Below are 17,954 nucleotides of genomic sequence, written 5' to 3' on the forward strand. Positions count from 1 at the left end.
CTTCGGACAAGTCACTTCCCGGACCCGCCAGACAACACCCTAGAACTCTGCTTCCTGCTGCGTCTTGACACAGAGGGGTGCCAGATCCGGATGTGCGACCCGCGGCGATGTGACGCACGCGGTGTTCGCGGCGGGCGTGGACACCTTCGGTCAGGTCAGCGCAATCGCTTCCCCGCCCCAGGGCGTTGCGACGTCCCCCTCGTGAAAGCGCTCGGGGAGCTCTTCGATCATGTTCCACGTTGCTCCGAGTCGACCGAACCCCACGCAGAACGCGGAGTACGCGCCGAGCTCGACGATCTGCTCCTCGGTGAAGTGCAGGCGTAGGTCGTCGTAGACGTCATCGTTGATGGCCAGGTGATCGGTCGCGAGCAGCTCGCCGTACCGGATGGCGGCGCGTTCGGCGGCACTCAGGTTCGTAGCCTCGTGCGGCTTCTCGAGCGAGCAGACAAGGTCCTCGGTGAGGCCATCTTCTATCGCGCCTGGATAACGGACAGCCATGCAGGTGCGGCACTGGTTGAAGAAGGCGATTCGGAGGCGGACCAGCTCGAGGAGACGGTCCGGGAGAAGGCGGTCTGTCCACAGTGCTGCATGGAGCCCGACGATCGCCTTGGCATGCGACGGCCGGTGGGCATGCACGCGCAGCAGGCCGAGCTCCAAGGGAGTCCTCTCGTCAGCCTTCACCAGTTCGCGGAGCTCTGGATCGAACTCCTCGACCGGCACCATGGTCAGCCGGGTCCCGCCGAGGGCTGAGCCCTGATTCTGTGTCTGCATCGCTTCTCCTGGTGTCGCACCTGAACTGAATTAACCTCAGTTACCGTAGACCCGCCCTACACGGCGGTCAATGGTGCTGACCGGATCGGATCGCCGCAGGAGAGCTGGTCCAGCAGCCGACCTCAACGACCGAGAGATGTCCCCTCGACGATGACGCGCGTCGCGAAACGACCGAAGGATTCCGTAATGCCAGGGCCCGAGATCTCGTCGCTGCGGCGCAGGCTCGAGCTCGGGGCGCCCACTCATCGGCTCGGATCTGGAGATGGAGGGTAAGGCCCACGGCGCGGGTGCGGCCCGGAGACCGCGCTCGACGAGGAGACTCTCCGAGCGATTCAGACCAGCTCGGGCTCGGTCTTGTCGCGGACCTCGTCCTCGGACACCCCGGGGGCGAGCTCGACGAGTCGCAGCGCCCGGTCGCCGAGGGTGCCCGAGGGGGCCACCTCGCCGGTGGCCGGGTCGATCACGTCGATGACCGCGAGGTCGGTGATGATCCGCTGCACGACGCGCTTGCCGGTGTAGGGGAGGTCGCACTCGTCGAGGATCTTGAGCGAGCCGTCCTTGGCGGTGTGCTCCATCAGCACGATCACCCGCTTGGCGCCGTGGACGAGGTCCATCGCTCCGCCCATGCCCTTGACCATCTTGCCGGGGATCATCCAGTTGGCGATGTCACCGACCGCCGAGACCTGCATCGCGCCCAGGATCGCTGCGTCGATCTTGCCGCCGCGGATCATCCCGAACGACTGCGCGGAGTCGAAGAACGACGCGCCCTTGCGCAGCGTCACCGTCTCCTTGCCCGCATTGATCAGGTCGGGATCCTCCTCGCCCTCGAACGGGTACGCCCCCACGCCCAGGATCCCGTTCTCCGACTGCAGCACCAGCTCTACGTCGTCGGCGACGTAGTTGGGCACCATCGTCGGCAGCCCGATCCCCAGGTTGACGTACGAGCCGTCCTTCAGCTCGGAGGCCGCCCGCGCGGCCATCTCCTCACGCGTCCAGCTCATGTCAGCCTCCCAGTCCGTGTGTCGCCGCGTCGTCCACCAGCGGTTGCTCCCCGGACGGCCCCGAGGACTCTCCGGACGAGGCACCGGACTCGGGGCGCGGTCGCGTGGTGACCTTCTCGATCCGCTTGTCGGCGGCCTGCTCCGGCGTCAGCGCGATCACACGTTGGACGTAGACACCCGGGGTGTGGACGTCGTTGGGATCCAGCTCGCCGGGCTCGACGAGCTCCTCGACCTCCGCGATCGTGACCCGGCCGCACATCGCGGCGAGCGGGTTGAAGTTGCGCGCGGAGTCGCGGTAGATCAGGTTGCCGTGGCGGTCGCCCTTCCAGGCCCGCACCAGCCCGAAGTCGGCGACGATGGCCTCCTCCAGGACGTACTCCTTCTCACCCTCCGCGGTCGAGAAGACCTTGGTCTCCTTCGGCGGCGAGCTGACGATGACGTTGCCCTCGGTGTCGTACTTCCACGGCAGGCCGCCCTCGGCCACCTGCGTGCCGACCCCGGTCGCGGTGTAGAAGCCCGGGATGCCCGAGCCGCCGGCCCGCATCCGCTCGGCCAGCGTGCCCTGCGGAGTGAGCTCGACCTCCAGCTCGCCGGAGAGGTACTGGCGGGCGAACTCCTTGTTCTCCCCGACGTAGGAGGAGATCATCCGCCGCAACCGCTTCGCCATCAGCAGCCGGCCCAAGCCCCAGTCGTCGACGCCGCAGTTGTTGGAGACCGCCTCGAGGTCGGTCGTTCCGGCCTGCAGCAGCGCGTCGATGAGGACCGACGGGATCCCGCAGAGCCCGAATCCGCCCACCGCGAGCCTCGCGCCGTCCGGGATGTCGGCGACCGCCTCGGCGGCCGACGTGACCACTTTGTCCATGCCCGGCACCTTATCGGCCGTGTGACCACGGCCACTGTGTGGGCGGGGACCACACTTCGCTCCTCCGGATGTGGACAGCAGCCGGGCCCGGGGAGGAGGCGCTCCCCGGGCCCGGCCAGCTCTACGGCGTCACAGCCCCGCCATGCGCTCCCGCACCAGCTCGAGCAGGACCTGACGCAGCTCTCCCTCGAGCTTGCGGCGTACCAGCGAGTGGATCGCCTTGAGGTCCTTCCGGGCCTCCGCGCGATCACCCCGGCCCTCGGCCTTCCTGGCGTCCTGGTCGAGCTGGAGCACCTTGTTGGCCAGCTTGGGCGCGATGTCGCCGTCCGCCGCCAGCGCGGTGACCACCTTCTTGAGCGACCGCTCGGTCGCCTGGACCGAGAAGACCACCGACCGCGAGCTGGTGTTGCCGGCGACGTCCGTGGCCGTGACGGTGAGGACGTGGCGGCCCGTGGACAGGGTCCACATCTGCCACTCCCCGGCCTCGACGGGCTCGCCGTCCAGCATCGCCTGGACCCCGCGGACACCCGAGGTGGCGTCGGACGCCGCCCAGGTCACCGTGACCGACTTGTGGGTCGGGTAGGCCCGCTCCCGCAGGCCGGAGATGGTGACCTCCGGGTCTGCGGTGTCGACCGGGAGCTCCAGCGACCGCACGGTCTCGACGTTGCCGGCCTTGTCGACCGACCGCGCCTCGAGCACCTGGAGTCCCTGCGCGGTGACCGTGAAGGGACCGGCGTACGTCGTCCACGCGCCGCTGCCGATGCGGTACTCCGTGCGGGCTACGCCCGACCCCGCGTCCGTCGCGGACAGCGTCACCTTCGGAGCCGTCGTGAACCAGCCGGCGCTGCCGTCCGGCTGCGCCGGGACCGTGGTCACCGTCGTCACCGGTGCGGCGGTGTCGACGGGCGGACCGTCGACCGTGACGGTGATCGTCTGCTGCGCCTCCACGTTGCCGGCGACGTCCGTCGAGCGGAACCCGACCGTGTGCTCGCCGGCTCCGGTCACGACGACCGGCTCGGTGTACGCCGTCCACGCACCGCCGTCGACGCGGTACTCGGTTGCCGCAACGCCGGAGGTGGCGTCGGTCGCCTCGAGCTCGACCCGGACGCCGTTGGCGACGGGTCCCTGGGTGGCACCGGTGGCCGGGGTGACGGTATCGACCTCGACCCCGGACGAGCCGGCGGTCTCCTGGTTGCCGGCCACGTCCGTGGAGCGGTAGTCCACGGTGTGCTCGCCGTCGCCCACCTCCACCGGCCCGGCGTACGCCGTCCAGGTGCCACCGTCGAGGCGGTACTCGGTCGACGCGACGCCGGAGCCACCCGTGTCCTCAGCGGCGAGGGTGAAGCTCGGCTCGGTGACGTACCAGCCGGCCTCTCCGTCCGGTGCCGCCGGCGACCAGGTGATGGTCGTCGTCGGTGCCGCCTCGTCGGGAGCCTCGACGACCACCTGGGTGCTCTTGGTCGCCTCGACGTTGCCCGCCACGTCGGTGGAGCGGAACTCCACCGTGTGGGTGCCGGGCTCGTCGACCACGAACGGAGCGGTGTACGCCGTCCACTCACCCGCGTCGATGCGGTACTGGGTCGACGCGACGCCCGAGCCGCCCTCGCCGTCGGTGGCGGTGAGGCTCACCTGGACGCCGGTCGCCACGTCGGTCGTGGTCGCCGTCGTCGTCGGGGCCGTGGTGTCGGCCGGGGGCTCCTCGGTGTCGAGGTGGAAGTAGTCGAACTCCACCGTGACCGGCTCCTCCTGCTGCGGTCCGATCGCCATCACACCGAGCGCGCGCAACGGACCGTCGTAGGTGATGCCGTCGCCGATCGGGGCCCAGCTGATCCCGCCGTCGCTGACCTCGGCCGTGTACTTCGTACCGGCCTTGGTGACCCGCACGTACCAGTAGCCGCTCTCGGAGCTGTCGGCGATGTTGAGGTTGTCGCCACCGCTGACGCCGGTGCCACCCTTCTCCGCTGCGAGCTCGGCCCGCAGGTCGAGGGCCGCACCCGGTGCGTTGTAGGCGACCACGTCGGCCTTGACGTAGTTGTTGTCGTCGCCGTACATCATCAGGCCGGCCAGCTGCCACTGGTGCTTGAGCGGTGCCTTCAGCTTCGTCGTCGCCACCCAGTCGCCCGCCGGAGCCTTCTGGAGGATGAAGTTGCGCGGCGAGACCGGGTTGTTGCCGTTGATGTCGCCGGGCTCGGTGGTGATCTTGAGGTGACCGTCCGCCACGGACTCGGTGTGCGAGTTGTAGCGCACCGACTCCGCCCAGCGGCAGCCGTCGAGCGCCGAGCCGGCGAACTCGTCGTCAGCCTCGAAGACCGCGGTGGCGTCGGGGGTCACCCGGAGCCAGTCGGCCTTGGCCACCTGCGGGGTCGCGCCCAGGTCACCAGCGGCCATGAGGCCGATCTGGGTGCCCGCGCCGGTCTTGAGCGCGGTGGACCCGCTGACGTTGGTCCACGCGGTCCCGTCGGCGGAGTAGGCCGCCGTGAGGGTGCCGTTGGTGTTGGTCAGCCTGAGGTGGATGGTGGTCGGGAAGTCCGCCGGGACGGCCGGGTTGCCCGGTGTGGTGCGGCTGCCGGCGGTCTCGGACTGGAACTCGATGAACCGGCCACCGGCGCTGTTGCGGACGAACGCGAGCTTGTTGTACTCGTTGTCCGACTTGTGCACGACCAGACCGGCCCACTGCCACTCGTTGCTGTGCGTCAGGGTGATCTTGGTGGTGGCCTGCCAGCTGCCCGCGGGCAACGGCTGACCCGCGAAGCTCACCGGTCCGGTGTTGGCCTCGTTGATGTCCCCGGTGGTGACCGGCAGGTTCAGCGAGCCTGCCGACTGGGTGATCGGCTTGGCGGCGTCCTGGCGCACCGACCACTTCGGCAGCAGCGAGGGCGAGTCGAACTCGTCGCTCACTGGACCGGTGACGCAGGACAGCGGGTCACTCGGGGTCGGTGCGACCGGGTCGGTCGGCTCGGTGTTGATGGCGAACTGGGAGAAGTCCGCCGTCCGGGCCGTCGTCTCGTGGGCCATGATGAACATGCCGACGTCCTGGGTGGGAGCGGCGTTGGCCAGCGTCACAGCAGTGCCGACCTGGGTCCACGTCGTCCCGTTGTTCGACCAGTACGCCGAGTAGTCGGTGCCGCGGCGGCTCAGCTTGAGCCACTTGGGCGTGCCGCTCGTGCCGCCGGCCACGGACGCGTTGAGCTGGCCGTTGCCGTCGGGGTCGGTGAGGTACTCCATCCCTCCAGTCGGGCGGACGGCGAGCATGGCGTAACCGGGCGAGACGCCGGGCTGGGTCATGTCGTTGCGAACGATGAGCCCCGTCTTGCCCGAGCCGTGGACCAGGGTGTGCGAGTCGACCCGCACCACCGCGTCCCACCGGACGTCGCCGCCGGCAGGCTGGTAGAGCGTGGAGTACTGGTCCACGCCCTGCCAGGAGTTGGTGCCCGCACCGGTGATCCGGAACCCGGTCGCGGTCCGGTCGAAGGAGCCTTCCACGTTGCTGAACGGCTGCAGCGTCCCGAAGAGCTCACCGACCTGCGCCGTGACGACGCGGGAGGTCTTGGACTTGCCCTCGTCGTCGGTGGCCACGGCGGTGAGGTTGTAGAGACCCTCCGCGGTCGGGGTCCGCCAGGTCACGTCGTACGGCGCCGTGACGTCCTCGCCGATCTTGTCCTGACCCGCGAAGAACTCGACCTCGGCCACCGTGCCGTCGGCGTCGCTGGCGTCGGCGCTGACCACCACGTCGGTGCCGGGCGTCAGCTTCTGGCCGTCGGCGGGGGCCGTGATGGCGACCTGGGGCGCGGCCTTGGGCGAGGAGCCCTGCCCGATGGCCTCGAAGAAGTTGAGCTTGATGTCTCCTGTCCCGGTGAAGACCAGGTAGAGGTCCATCGTCTGGTTGCCCAGGTCGCTCACGTCGACCACGACGTCGCGGTAGAGGTTGCCCGTGGCCGGGACCTGCGCCGTCTTGACGACCGGCCCGGTCGGGCTGCCGTCGCGCAGCTCGATGGTGCCGCCCGCGGCGGCAGCCTGGACCCGCAGCGCGAACTTGTTGATCCGGTAGAAGTTGACGGGCTCGAAGTTGACCCACGCACCGCCCTTGCCGACCACCACCTGGCCGCCGCCGGCGCGGTCCTGCCCGGCGGCCAGCGTGGCGGTGGCCGACTTGGCGTCGAACCACTCCGCCTGCCGCAGCTTGGGGAAGACCACCGAGTTGTCGGAGCCGGTGAGCGCGGGTTGCCCGTTGGCGCCCTTGTCCGTGTAGCGCGCGTCGATCGCGTAGAAGATGTTCTCGTCCGGTGCGTGACCACCGAGGCTGGTCTCGGTCGACCCGGTGAGGCCGCGGGTCTCCGCGAGCGGGTGGGCGTGCTCGTCATGGCCGAGGGCGGGCTGCACGATCACGTCCTGCGGGTCGACGGCTGGGTCCTCGGGATCGGTGACCTCGACCTCCCAGCTGATCGTGTCGCCGAAGTCGAAGAACGATCCGTTCGGTGGCAGCTGGACGTCGACGGTCGGCTCGGTGTTGCCGACCGTGATCGGCACGGTGGTGGTGCCGGTCTTGCCGAGGGGGTCGGTGACGGTGAGGCGCGCGGCGTAGACCCCGACCGTCGTGAAGGTGTGCGTCGGAGTCGCCGACGTCGCGTCCGCCGTGCCGTCGCCGTCGAAGTCCCAGGCGTAGGTGAGCGTGGCGCCCTCCGGGTCAGTGGACCCGGTGCCGTCGAAGGCGACGGTCAGCGGGGCCTGTCCGGAGTCCTTGTCGGTGCTGATCCGAGCGACCGGCGAGCGCGAGCCGGAGATGTAGTCGACACGGAAGAGACCCGAGGTCGGGTTGTCCCGCCCGAAGCCGCCGCCCCAGTCCAGGACGTACAGCGAGCCGTCGGGACCGAACTTGGAGTCGATCGGGGCCAGGAACTTCTCCTGCGGCAGGAAGGGGTTGACCTTCTCGACCTCGGTGCCGGGGTTCCCCGTCGCGGGGTTCTTGGTCTGGATCGAGAACATCTTGTTGCGCGCCCAGTCGTAGAAGAAGGGCTTGCCGTCGAAGGACTCCGGGAACTTGGTGTCGGACTCGAGGTCGGCGTCGTAGTCGTAGAACGGGCCGCCCATCGGGGCCAGTCCGCCACCCTGCGCGATCACGCTGGGCACCGACGAGCGCTGATAGCCGTAGTACATGTCGGCCGCGCGAGCGGGCGGCAGGTTGGTCAGGCCGGTGTTGCGGATCGAGTCGTTGACCGGGTTGGCGCAGTCGAAGTAGCCGCCGACCGTCACCGGGTTGGTGCGGTAGTCGACGTCGCGGAACGGCTCACCGTTGGGGTTGGTCCCGTTGTGGTTGCCGCCCATGCACAACGGCCAGCCGTAGTTGCCGGGGCTCTTGATCAGGTTCCACTCGGCGATGCCGGCGGGGCCGCGCGTGGCCGGCGCGTCGGTGTTGTTGTCGGGTGAGTAGTCGGCCAGGCCGATGGCTCCGGTCTCCTGGTCGATGGAGAAGCGGAACGGGTTGCGGAAGCCCATCGCGTAGATCTCGTCGAGCGTCAAGGTGTCGTCGGCGTCCGCGTAGGGGCCGCCGGGGCCGAAGAGGTTGCCGCTCGGGATGTCGTAGCTCGTGCCCTTGCCGAGCGCCCCGGGGTCGGCCTTGGGCGTGATGCGCAGCAGCTTGCCGCGCAGGTCGTTGGTGTTGGCGGAGGTCGCGCGGGCGTCGTGGAACGTGCCGTCGCGCTCGGAGAGGGGCGCGTAGCCGCCGGAGGGCTCGGAGTGCGGGTTCACGTCGTCGCCGACGCCGATGTAGAGGTTGCCCTGGGCGTCGAAGTCGAGGCCGCCGCCGGTGTGACCGGGCTCGTCGTTGTCGTCCAGACGCCGGGCCGGGATCTTGATGATCTGCTTCTCCGACGCGGGGTCGAAGGAACCGTTGGCCCCACCCGTCCAGGTGTAACGGGTGACGTAGCTGAAGAAGTTGGCCGGGTCGCTGTCGTTGGCGCTCGCCGGGGAGTTGTAGACGAACACGTGGCCGTTGGTCGCGAAGTCGGGGTGGAGGGCGATGCCGAGCATCCCGTCCTCGCCGCCGGAGTAGACCGGCTTGGTCAGCACGGTGCTGACGTCCTGGGTCTCGGGGTCGTACATCCGGATCTGACCGCGGACCAGCTCGGTGTAGAAGACGCGGCCGTCGTCGGCGACGTCGATGGCGTACGGCGCGGAGGTGTTCTCGTCCAGTGGCACGCGCTCGTAGTTGCTCCACACGGTGCCGCCGCAGTCACCCTGCTCGATGTCCGCGACGTACTTCACGCCCCCGACGAGGTGGGCCATGAACTTGGGCTCGTCGTAGTGGGAGGGGAAGTGGCCCATCGCAGTGGCCCAGAACTTGCCGCCCTCGTAGGGCTTGCACCACGAGATCGGGTGGTCGTAGCCCTGGTTGCCACCGGAGTAGGTGGTCTCGTCCATCGTCGCCAGGACGTGGGCGGTGCCGCGGACGTTGTTGGAGAAGTTGTACCACTCGTCGTTGCGGGTCCACCGGTCCTCGGTGAAGTGCTTGGTCGACGGGTGCGCGTAGTCCTCGAGACGGACCACGCCCTGCGGCCCGGGGTCGGTGCCGGTGGGTGCGTGACCAGGCATCAACGACCCGACCATGTTGTCCCACCAGGTGTAGTTGCCGCGCATGTCGAGGGCGTTGTGCACCGCCGCGATGCCGCCCCCGGCCGCCATCCAGCGCTCCATCGCGCCCTTCTCGTCGGCGGTCCACGGGTCCCCGTTGATCTGGAAGGCGACGATCGCGTCGTACTGGGCCAGCCCTTCGTCGGTGAACTCGGAGGAGTCGGCGTCCACCGTGACGGTCATCCCCGCCGCCTCCAGCGCCGCCTTGACCTTGGGGGTGCCCTGGGCGATCGCGGCGTCGTGCCAGGGGCCGGCCGGCGCCTCGGTGTAGAGCAGGATGTGGCCGTGGCCCTCGTGGGCACTCGCCGGAGCGGCGGCGACGACGCCGAGCAGCAGCCCGGCGAAGAGGCCGAGCACGGCGAACAATGCGGTGCCGACGGTCGAACGTCGGGCGGTGGTCGTGGACATCACGGTCCTCCAGGTCGATGGGGGCTCACCACCCGTGTCGCGGGGGCTGTGACATGGATCACGGGCGGGCGGGCGTGGGCGTGACGCTCGCAGACTTTTGTGTGCTGGTCAAGCAAAAGATGTTCCCGATGGCTAACAAGGTGAGGTTTCAACTGATAAATGCCCCGGAGACGCCGCATCCAGGGCTGGCTATCCTCGCCTCGTGACCGCCCACCCCGATCGGACCGACTGGCCCGGGGTGCGCCTGCACGTGGTGACCGGCAAGGGCGGCACCGGGAAGTCGACGGTGGCAGCCGCGCTCGCCCTCGCGCTGGCGTCGTCGGGACGCAACGTGCTGCTGTGCGAGGTCGAGGGGCGGCAGGGCATCGCCCGGATGTTCGACGTGGACCCGCTCCCCTACGACGAGCGGCGCATCACCAAGGGCGCGCCGGACGAGGAGGGCCGCGCCGGACAGGTGTACGCCCTCCACATCGACCCGGAGTCCGCGCTGCTGGAGTACCTCGCGATGTACTACAAGCTCGGCCGCGCCGGGAAGGCGCTCGACCGCTTCGGCGTGATCGACTTCGCCACGACGATCGCGCCGGGCGTGCGCGACGTGCTGCTCACCGGCAAGGTCTACGAAGCGGTGCAGCGGCCCCGGCGCTCGGACAAGAGGGCCGACAAGGGCCGCCACCGGGACGTGATCACGTACGACGCCGTGGTCCTCGACGCGCCGCCGACCGGCCGGATCTGCCAGTTCCTCGGGGTCAACTCCGAGCTGGCCGGGCTCGCCAAGGTGGGGCCGATCAAGAGCCAGGCCGACAAGGTCATGGAGCTGCTCCGCTCACCGCGCACCGCCGTCCACCTCGTCACGATCCTCGAGGAGATGCCGGTCCAGGAGACCGCCGACGGGATCGCCGAGCTGCACCGCGCGGGCCTCCCCGTCGGAGGCGTCGTGGTGAACCTGGTCCGGCCCCGGGCGCTCGGTGCGAGTGCGCTCGACCAGGTGCGTGACGACGAGGTCGACCCCACCGCCATCACCTCGGAGCTGAGCCGCGCCAAGGTCGACGTCGACGCCGAGCTGGTGCGCTCCCTCCTCGACGAGGCCAGGGACCACGCCGTACGCCGCCAGCTGGAGGACGAGCAGCGCACGCTGGTGGAGGCGGAGGACCTGCCGACCTACGAGCTGCCGCGGCTGGCCGGCGGCATCGACCACGGCGCGCTGATCGAGCTGGCGCAGCTGCTGCGCACCCAGGGGATGGCATGAAACTCACCCCCATGAAGACCCCGCGACTCGACATCGACGCCCTGCTCGACGACCGCACCACCGAGATCATCGTGTGCTGCGGGTCGGGTGGCGTCGGCAAGACCACGACGTCCGCCGCACTCGCGCTGCGCGCGGCCGAGCGGGGGCGCAAGGTCGTGGTGCTGACGATCGACCCGGCCCGCCGGCTGGCCCAGTCGATGGGGATCGAGCGGCTCGACAACACCCCGCGACCGGTGTCGGACGTGGACTCGTCGGCCGGGGGGTCGCTCGACGCGATGATGCTCGACATGAAGCGCACCTTCGACGAGGTGGTCGAGAGCCAGGCCAGCGCGGAGAAGGCGCGGCAGATCCTGGAGAACCCGTTCTACATCGCGCTGTCGAGCTCGTTCGCCGGGACCCAGGAGTACATGGCGATGGAGAAGCTCGGCCAGCTGCACCGGCAGGCGCTCGAGGACGGCAGCCACGACCTGATCGTGGTGGACACGCCTCCGTCGCGCTCCGCGCTCGACTTCCTCGACGCTCCTGAACGGCTCTCCAGCTTCCTTGACGGGCGCTTCATCCGGCTGCTCCTGGCGCCGGCCCGCGGACCCGCCAAGCTGATGACGGCCGGGCTCTCGGTCGTCACCCATGCGCTGACCAAGGTGCTGGGGGCGCAGGTGCTGCGCGACATGCAGACCTTCGTCGCCGCCTTCGACACCCTCTTCGGCGGCTTCCGCCAGCGGGCCGAGCAGACCTTCGCGCTGCTGCAGGCCGACGGGACGGCGTTCGTCGTGGTCGCCGCACCCGAGCCCGACGCGCTGCGCGAGGCGGCGTACTTCGTGGACCGGCTCACCGACGACGAGATGCCGCTGGCCGGCCTGGTGGTCAACCGGGTGAGCCCCTCTGCCCTCACCGACCTCTCGGCCGAGGAGGCGATCGCTGCGGCCGACCGGCTGCGGGACAGTGACTCGTCGTCACTGGCCGCCGGACTGCTCCAGCTGCACGCCGACCGGGTGCGGATCATCGAGCGCGAGCGGCACTGGCGCGAGCGCTTCGCCGCGTCCCACCCGCAGGTCCCGACGGCCGTGGCAGCGGCGATGGCCGCCGACATCCACGACCTGGACGGACTGCGGGCGATCGGCGCGAGCCTCGCGGAGAGGCCCTGAGGGCCTCAGACAGAGACGGAGGGAGTCTCGACCTTGGTGCGCGCGGTCTCGAGGATGGTGCGCCACGACGAGCCGGGGCGGCGGCGGAGCAGCGCACGGCGCTCACGCTCAGTCATCCCGCCCCAGACACCCCACTCGATCTGGTTGTCCAGCGCCTCGGCGAGGCACTCGGTGCGAACGGGGCAACCCGCGCACACCTGCTTGGCCTTGTTCTGCTCGGCTCCGCGCACGAAGAGTGCGTCCGGCGTGTCCGCCTTGCAAGCGGCCCGCGATGCCCAGTCCTCAACCCACATGTCGATCCCCACGATTCTCAGTCGAGCTGGTCAGCCGCCCCCATAGCGGCCATCCCGGTCTCGATGTGAAAAGTAAACGACTTCGCCCCGGTCTAGGCAGGTCTAGGTGGTCCAAATCGCGTAGTCCAATGTGACTATCTTCCTGCGCGGTTGGAATTGAAGGTGCTATGCGGACTCCCCGTACTCTGGGGACCATGCCTTCACGCTCCGCGCGCCCCCAGGGACGCCCAGACGCCGGCCGGGTCGCCTCCCACCTCGCGGTGATGGGCGCCGTCGCGGTGGTCATGGGCGTCCTCACCGCCTGCCTGGCCATCCCGTTCGCGGGCCTGCTCGGCGTGGCGGCCAAGGACGTCAGCAAGGGGATGGTCAACCTCCCCGAGTCCCTCGAGGCCAAGGACCTCTCGCAGAAGACGCGGATCTACGACGTCAACGGCAACCTGATCGCCTCGCTCTACGACCAGAACCGGATCAACGTCCCGCTGCAGTCGATCTCCCGGCCCATGGTCAAGGCGATCGTCGCGATCGAGGACTACCGCTTCTACGACCACGGCGCCCTCGACCTCAAGGGCACGCTCCGCGCCTTCATCACCAACCAGGCCAACGGCGGCTCGGTCCAGGGCGGATCCTCGATCACCCAGCAGATGGTGAAGCAGACCCTGCTCTACCAGGCGGAGACCGACGAGGAGAAGGCTGCGGCGACCGAGGAGACGTACGCCCGCAAGATCCGCGAGCTGCGCTACGCCATCGCGTTCGAGAAGAACCACACCAAGGACTGGATCCTCGAGCGCTACCTCAACATCGCCTACTTCGGCGACGGCGCCTTCGGCGTGCAGTCCGCCGCGCGCCACTTCTTCTCCAAGAACGCCGGCAAGCTCAATCTCCTCGAGTCGGCGACGCTCGCCGGCCTGGTCAAGAACCCGGTCGGCTACGACCCGGTCGACAACCCGGAGCGGGCCGAGAGCCGGCGCAACGTCGTGCTCGACCGCCTCGCCCAGCTCGGCGTGCTGAGCGAGAAGAAGGCCGAGCGGCTCAAGGACACGCCGATCGAGGAGACGCTCAAGATCAAGAACTCCGCCAACGGCTGCCAGCAGTCGCAGGCACCGTTCTTCTGCGACTACGTCGTCAACTGGCTGCTCAAGGACCCGGTGCTCGGCGACACGCCCAAGGAGCGTCGCACGACGCTCAAGAACGGCGGTCTGACGATCAGGACCACGATCGACCTCGACATGCAGAGGTCCGCCGACACCGCCGTCGCCGCCCACGTCTACCCCACCGACCAGGCCATCGGTGGCCTGGCGATGGTCGAGCCCGGCACCGGTGACGTACGCGCGTTGGCGCAGTCGCGGCCGATGGGCACTGACAAGGCCGCGGGCCAGACCCACCTCAACTACGTCGTGCCGAAGGAGTACGGCGACGCCAACGGCTTCCAGGCCGGGTCGACCTTCAAGGTCTTCGTCCTGGCCTCGGCCATCAACCAGGGCATCCCGCTCAGCACGTCGATCTACTCCCCGCTGGAGATGCACATCGATGACGAGGAGTTCGAGAACTGCGACGGCCCCTACGCCGGCGACGGCGAGGGCTGGGACGTGTCGAACTCCACTGGTGGCAACCAGAACTACGACTTCTACTCGGGCACCCAGCAGTCGGTGAACACCTTCTTCGCCCAGCTCGAGACCCAGACCGGCATGTGCGAGCCGCTCCAGCTGGCCGAGGACATGGGCGTGAAGGTCCCGCTCGCACAGAAGGTGCCGTCGTGGATCCTCGGGGTCTCCGACAGCAACCCCCTCGAGCTGGCCCAGGCCTACGCCACCTTCGCCGCGCGCGGCCTGCACTGCGACCCGCGACCGGTCACCCAGGTGCTCGACGCAGACGAACAGGTCCTCAAGGACTTCTCCACGCAGTGCGAGCAGGTGATGCCCGGCGCTACGGCCGACGCCGTCAACGACATCCTGCGCGGCGTCATGGAGCCAGGGGGCTTCGGGCAGAACATCGCCATCGACAAGCCGTCCGCCGGCAAGACCGGCACCAACCAGAGCAACATGTCGGTGTGGTTCGCCGGCTACACGCCGTCGATCGCCACCGTCGCCATGGTGGCGGGCGCGAACGAGTTCGGCGAATGGGTCAGCCTGAACGGCCAGACTGTGGGCGGCAGCTACATCGGCGAGGCGTTCGGCTCCACGGTGGCCGGCCCGATCTGGGGAGACGCGATGGCCGCCATCTCCGCCAAGCTCCCCGACGAGGACTTCCAGGCCCCGCCAGGTGACGAGATCGCCGGGGTCCTGACGCCGGTTCCGGATGTCGCCGGCCAGTCCGTCGAGGCTGCCACCCAGGCGCTCCAGGCGGCTGGCTTCACCGTCGCCGACGGTGGCCAGGTCAACTCCGAGGTAGGCGCCGGGCTCGTCGCCTACACGTCACCGTCGGGGGGTACGTCGCTGAGCAGCGGCGACACCGTCACGCTCTACACCTCGACCGGCTACGTCCCCCCGCCGCCCTCCGGTGGCGGCGGCGGTGGCGGCGGCGGCGGTGGCGGCGGGAACAACGGCAACGGCAACGGCAACGGCAACGGCAACGGGAACGGCGGAGGCAACGGCAACGGCCGCGGCTGACCGGTCAGCCCAGCTGCTTGCGCACCTCGGCCGCGACGGCCCCGCCGTCGGCACGGCCCTTGACCTGCGGCGTCACCACGCCCATGACCTTGCCCATGGCGCGCATGCCCTCGGCGGCGGCACCTGTCTGGGCGATCGCCGCGGCGACCAGCTCCGCGATCTCGGCCTCGGTCAGCGGCGTCGGGAGGTATTCGGCGATGACCTCGCCCTCGGCCGCCTCCTTGGCCGCCATCTCCGCGCGGCCGCCCTCCTGGAAGGCGGTGGCGGCCTCGCGACGCCGCTTGGCCTCCGTGGACAGGACGCCGAGGATGTCGTCGTCGGAGAGCTCGCGCGACACCTTGCCGGCGACCTCGGCGTTGGTGATGGAGGTCAGCACCATCCGCAGCGTCGAGGAGCGCAGCTCGTCACGCGCCTTGATGGCGGTGGTGAGGTCAGCGCGGAGACGGTCCTTCAGAGCACTCATGGGGCCATTGTGGCAGCCTTGCCGAATGCCCCTCATCCCGTTTGCCCGGCGCACGCTGGCGCTCGGCGCGATCGCCGGCGCGGGGCTGACGTCGTACGCCGCGTGGGAGGCCCGGCAGTACACCCTGCGCCGCGTCACCGTGCCGCTGCTGCCACCGGGACACGCGCCGCTGAAGGTGCTCCACCTCAGTGACATCCACATGGCGCCGGACCAGCGAACCAAGCAGGAGTGGCTGCGCGGCCTCGCCGATCTCGAGCCGGACCTGGTGATCAACACCGGCGACAACCTGGCCCACGCCCGGTCGGTGCCGGCGGTCACCGACGCGCTGGGCGGGCTGCTCGACGTGCCCGGCGTCTACGTCCTCGGCTCCAACGACTACTACTCCCCAGGCATGCGCAACCCGCTCCTCTACCTGCTGCCCGACACCGGCAAGCGCAACACGAGAGTCCCCCAGCTGCCCTGGCCCGACCTCAAGGAGCGGTTCAGCGCAGCCGGCTGGGTGGACCTGACCAACGGCTTCGGCTCGCTGACCGTGGGCGGCACCTCGATCGCCTTCGCCGGCGTGGACGACCCGCACCTGGGGTACGACGACCTCGACCGGGTCGCCGGGCCGGCGGACCGCGCGGCGGACCTGCGGCTCGGCGTCACGCACGCGCCGTACCTCCGGGTGCTCGACCAGTTCGCCGGCGACGGCTACGACGCGATCATCGCCGGCCACACCCACGGCGGCCAGATCTGCCTGCCCACGTTCGACGGGAGGGGCCGGGCGCTGACCACCAACTGCGACCTCGACCCGGCGCGGGCCCGTGGCCTGCACCGCCACCCTGCCGACTCCGCCCCGGGCGAGCCAGGTTCGTCGTGGCTGCACGTGTCCGCCGGCCTGGGCACCAACCCCTATGTCCGCATCCGGGTGGCGTGCCGCCCCGAGGCGACCCTGCTGACGCTCATCTGAGGGAGTACGACGATGCCACTGGTCCGGGTCCACAACTTCTCGATCTCGCTCGACGGCTTCGGAGCCGGTGAGCCGCAGTCGGCCGAGGCGCCGTTCGGGCACGCCGGCGAGCGCCTCCACGAGTGGATGTTCGGCACGCGCTTCTGGGCCGAGGGCGGCAGTGCGGGGATGGACGACTCGTTCGCCCTCCGCCACAGCGTCGGCATCGGCGCGGAGATCATGGGCGCCAACAAGTTCGGCCCGCCCGGCTGGCAGGACGACCCCGACTGGAAGGGCTGGTGGGGTCCGAACCCGCCCTTCCACACGCCGACGTACGTCCTCACCCACCGGCCACGGTCGCCGCTCGAGATGGAGGGCGGCACCACCTTCCACTTCCTGAGCACCTCCCCGGAGGAAGCGTTGGCCATCGCCCAGGAGGCCGCCGGCGACCTGGACGTCCGCATCGGTGGTGGTGCGACCACGGTCCGCGAGTTCGTCGCGGCCGATCTCGTCGATCACCTGCACCTCGTGCAGGCTCCGATCGTGCTCGGTCGGGGCACCCGGATCTGGGACGGGCTCGAGGCCCTCGAGGACACCTACGACATCGAGGCGGTGTCCTCCCCCAGCGGGGTCACTCACCTGACGTTCACCCGGAAGGCGGGCACCGCCGAAGTCCCCGCATGAGCGGCGGACTCCCGCCAGGTCACATCGGTCCGGGGCGATTTCGGGAGCCTCTCCCCGCTCCGGTATGCTCGCCCGCGTTGCCCGGCCGGTCTTCTGGCCAGGGCAGCGGGCTGTGGCGCAGCTTGGTAGCGCGCCTCGTTCGGGACGAGGAGGCCGCAGGTTCAAATCCTGTCAGCCCGACACATGTTTCCCCAGGTCAGGTGCCACTTCGGGCCTGATCTGGGGGATCGCGTGCCACGAACGTGCCACCGAACTCAGCGTCGGCTCCTCGTGCGCTTGAGCTTCTCGAAGATGGGACACCTGCCCGCTCATCAACGCGGCGTGGAGCACCTCGTTCTCCTTGGGGCCAGCGCCGGCGATCAGTTGCTTCACGAGGTGCTGGACGTCGGTGGGTTCGGTCACGACGGACCGTCACTCGCCGTGGACGCGACGCGCTGCTGCATCACCACCGGGCTGAGGGAATCTGTCGAGGCGCGGCCTCCAGGTCCTCGAGCTTGATCCGGATGGCCCGCTTGCCGCAGCGGTAGGCCGGGAGGGTGCCGGCGGCGATCCAGCGCCGGATTGTCTTGACCGAGACCGACATGCACTCGGCGGCCTCCTCGAGGCTGAGATAGACCGGAACGGCGCGCCGCTCAGCCATCGGAACGCACCTCCACCCGCGCGACTGTGGCGGAGGCGAGGAAGCGTCGGGCCTCGGCGACGGTGATGTAGAGCCGACCGATGCCTTGGAAGCGGGTCCATCGCGGGCCGACGCCGCGCTGGCGCCAGTCGCGGACGGTGCGCTGGGGTGTGCGGATGAGGTCGCAGAACTCCTCGAACAGGATCAGGTTGTTGTCGTCCCAGTCGTCCGGGATGCCGATGGGTGTCACCATCACGTTGCCTTTCGTCGTGGCCGCCGACGGATTCGGTGGCCTTCG

General features: G+C 69.6%; 14 protein-coding genes and 1 tRNA gene. 6 read left to right on the plus strand and 9 right to left on the minus strand.

The annotated features are described in order from the left end of the window. Positions 1-150 precede the first annotated feature (150 nt). From J3P44_RS09185 to J3P44_RS09200, 4 genes are all read right to left on the minus strand, one after another. Positions 151-723: a carboxymuconolactone decarboxylase family protein gene (locus J3P44_RS09185; RefSeq protein ID WP_255890031.1), complete on the minus strand. Its 573-nt coding sequence runs from the start codon at positions 721-723 to the stop codon at positions 151-153. 380 nt (positions 724-1,103) lie between these two features. After that, positions 1,104-1,772: a 3-oxoacid CoA-transferase subunit B gene (locus tag J3P44_RS09190; protein ID WP_255890032.1), complete on the minus strand. Its 669-nt coding sequence runs from the start codon at positions 1,770-1,772 to the stop codon at positions 1,104-1,106. Position 1,773: 1 nt separating this feature from the next. Beyond that, a complete protein-coding gene (locus J3P44_RS09195; RefSeq protein WP_255890033.1) occupies positions 1,774-2,634 on the minus strand; it encodes a CoA transferase subunit A in 861 nt (286 codons plus the stop codon). Between the two features lie 129 nt (positions 2,635-2,763). Further along, positions 2,764-9,669 carry an OmpL47-type beta-barrel domain-containing protein gene (locus J3P44_RS09200; protein ID WP_255890034.1) on the minus strand — a complete coding sequence of 2,302 codons (6,906 nt, stop codon included), beginning with the start codon at positions 9,667-9,669 and terminating at the stop codon, positions 2,764-2,766. A gap of 202 nt (positions 9,670-9,871) precedes the next feature. On the opposite strand from J3P44_RS09200, the gene bagA reads away from it, so the two are divergent. Next, positions 9,872-10,915 carry an ATPase BagA gene (gene bagA / locus J3P44_RS09205; protein WP_255890035.1) on the plus strand — a complete coding sequence of 348 codons (1,044 nt, stop codon included), beginning with the start codon at positions 9,872-9,874 and terminating at the stop codon, positions 10,913-10,915. Positions 10,916-10,926: 11 nt separating this feature from the next. Next, a complete protein-coding gene (bagB, locus tag J3P44_RS09210; RefSeq protein WP_255890036.1) occupies positions 10,927-12,060 on the plus strand; it encodes an ArsA family ATPase in 1,134 nt (377 codons plus the stop codon). A gap of 5 nt (positions 12,061-12,065) precedes the next feature. On the opposite strand, the gene J3P44_RS09215 is transcribed toward bagB, so the two are convergent. Then, positions 12,066-12,353, minus strand: coding sequence for a WhiB family transcriptional regulator (locus tag J3P44_RS09215; RefSeq protein WP_255890874.1), 288 nt, complete (start codon positions 12,351-12,353; stop codon positions 12,066-12,068). A gap of 194 nt (positions 12,354-12,547) precedes the next feature. Between J3P44_RS09215 and J3P44_RS09220 the strand changes: the two genes are divergently transcribed. Next, positions 12,548-14,959: a transglycosylase domain-containing protein gene (locus J3P44_RS09220; RefSeq protein WP_255890037.1), complete on the plus strand. Its 2,412-nt coding sequence runs from the start codon at positions 12,548-12,550 to the stop codon at positions 14,957-14,959. Between the two features lie 4 nt (positions 14,960-14,963). Here the strand turns inward: J3P44_RS09220 and J3P44_RS09225 are convergent, their stop codons facing one another. Further along, positions 14,964-15,422: a GatB/YqeY domain-containing protein gene (locus J3P44_RS09225; protein ID WP_255890038.1), complete on the minus strand. Its 459-nt coding sequence runs from the start codon at positions 15,420-15,422 to the stop codon at positions 14,964-14,966. A gap of 25 nt (positions 15,423-15,447) precedes the next feature. Between J3P44_RS09225 and J3P44_RS09230 the strand changes: the two genes are divergently transcribed. The 3 genes from J3P44_RS09230 (at position 15,448) to J3P44_RS09240 (ending at position 17,217) form a co-directional block, all read left to right on the plus strand. Further along, entirely contained in the window at positions 15,448-16,374 is a 927-nt protein-coding gene (locus tag J3P44_RS09230) for a metallophosphoesterase (protein WP_255890039.1), read from the plus strand. A 12-nt stretch (positions 16,375-16,386) separates the two neighbouring features. Continuing rightward, positions 16,387-17,037, plus strand: coding sequence for a dihydrofolate reductase family protein (locus tag J3P44_RS09235; RefSeq protein ID WP_255890040.1), 651 nt, complete (start codon positions 16,387-16,389; stop codon positions 17,035-17,037). Positions 17,038-17,143: 106 nt separating this feature from the next. Continuing rightward, positions 17,144-17,217: transfer RNA gene (locus tag J3P44_RS09240), tRNA-Pro, on the plus strand. Here the strand turns inward: J3P44_RS09240 and J3P44_RS09245 are convergent. From J3P44_RS09245 to J3P44_RS09255, 3 genes are read right to left on the minus strand one after another with little or no spacing between them, the layout of a single operon-like run. Next, positions 17,209-17,439, minus strand: a complete 231-nt coding sequence (locus J3P44_RS09245; RefSeq protein WP_255890041.1) for a hypothetical protein — start codon at positions 17,437-17,439, stop codon at positions 17,209-17,211. The genes J3P44_RS09240 and J3P44_RS09245 overlap by 9 nt on opposite strands. A gap of 40 nt (positions 17,440-17,479) precedes the next feature. Then, on the minus strand, positions 17,480-17,677 hold the full coding sequence (locus tag J3P44_RS09250) for a helix-turn-helix domain-containing protein (protein ID WP_255890042.1): 198 nt from the start codon (positions 17,675-17,677) through the stop codon (positions 17,480-17,482). Then, positions 17,670-17,909, minus strand: a complete 240-nt coding sequence (locus tag J3P44_RS09255; protein WP_255890043.1) for a hypothetical protein — start codon at positions 17,907-17,909, stop codon at positions 17,670-17,672. The genes J3P44_RS09250 and J3P44_RS09255 overlap by 8 nt, the downstream gene beginning before the upstream one ends. Positions 17,910-17,954 lie beyond the last annotated feature (45 nt).

Origin of the sequence: Nocardioides astragali (assembly GCF_024436375.1) — a bacterium.
GTDB classification, from domain to species: Bacteria; Actinomycetota; Actinomycetes; order Propionibacteriales; family Nocardioidaceae; genus Nocardioides; species Nocardioides astragali.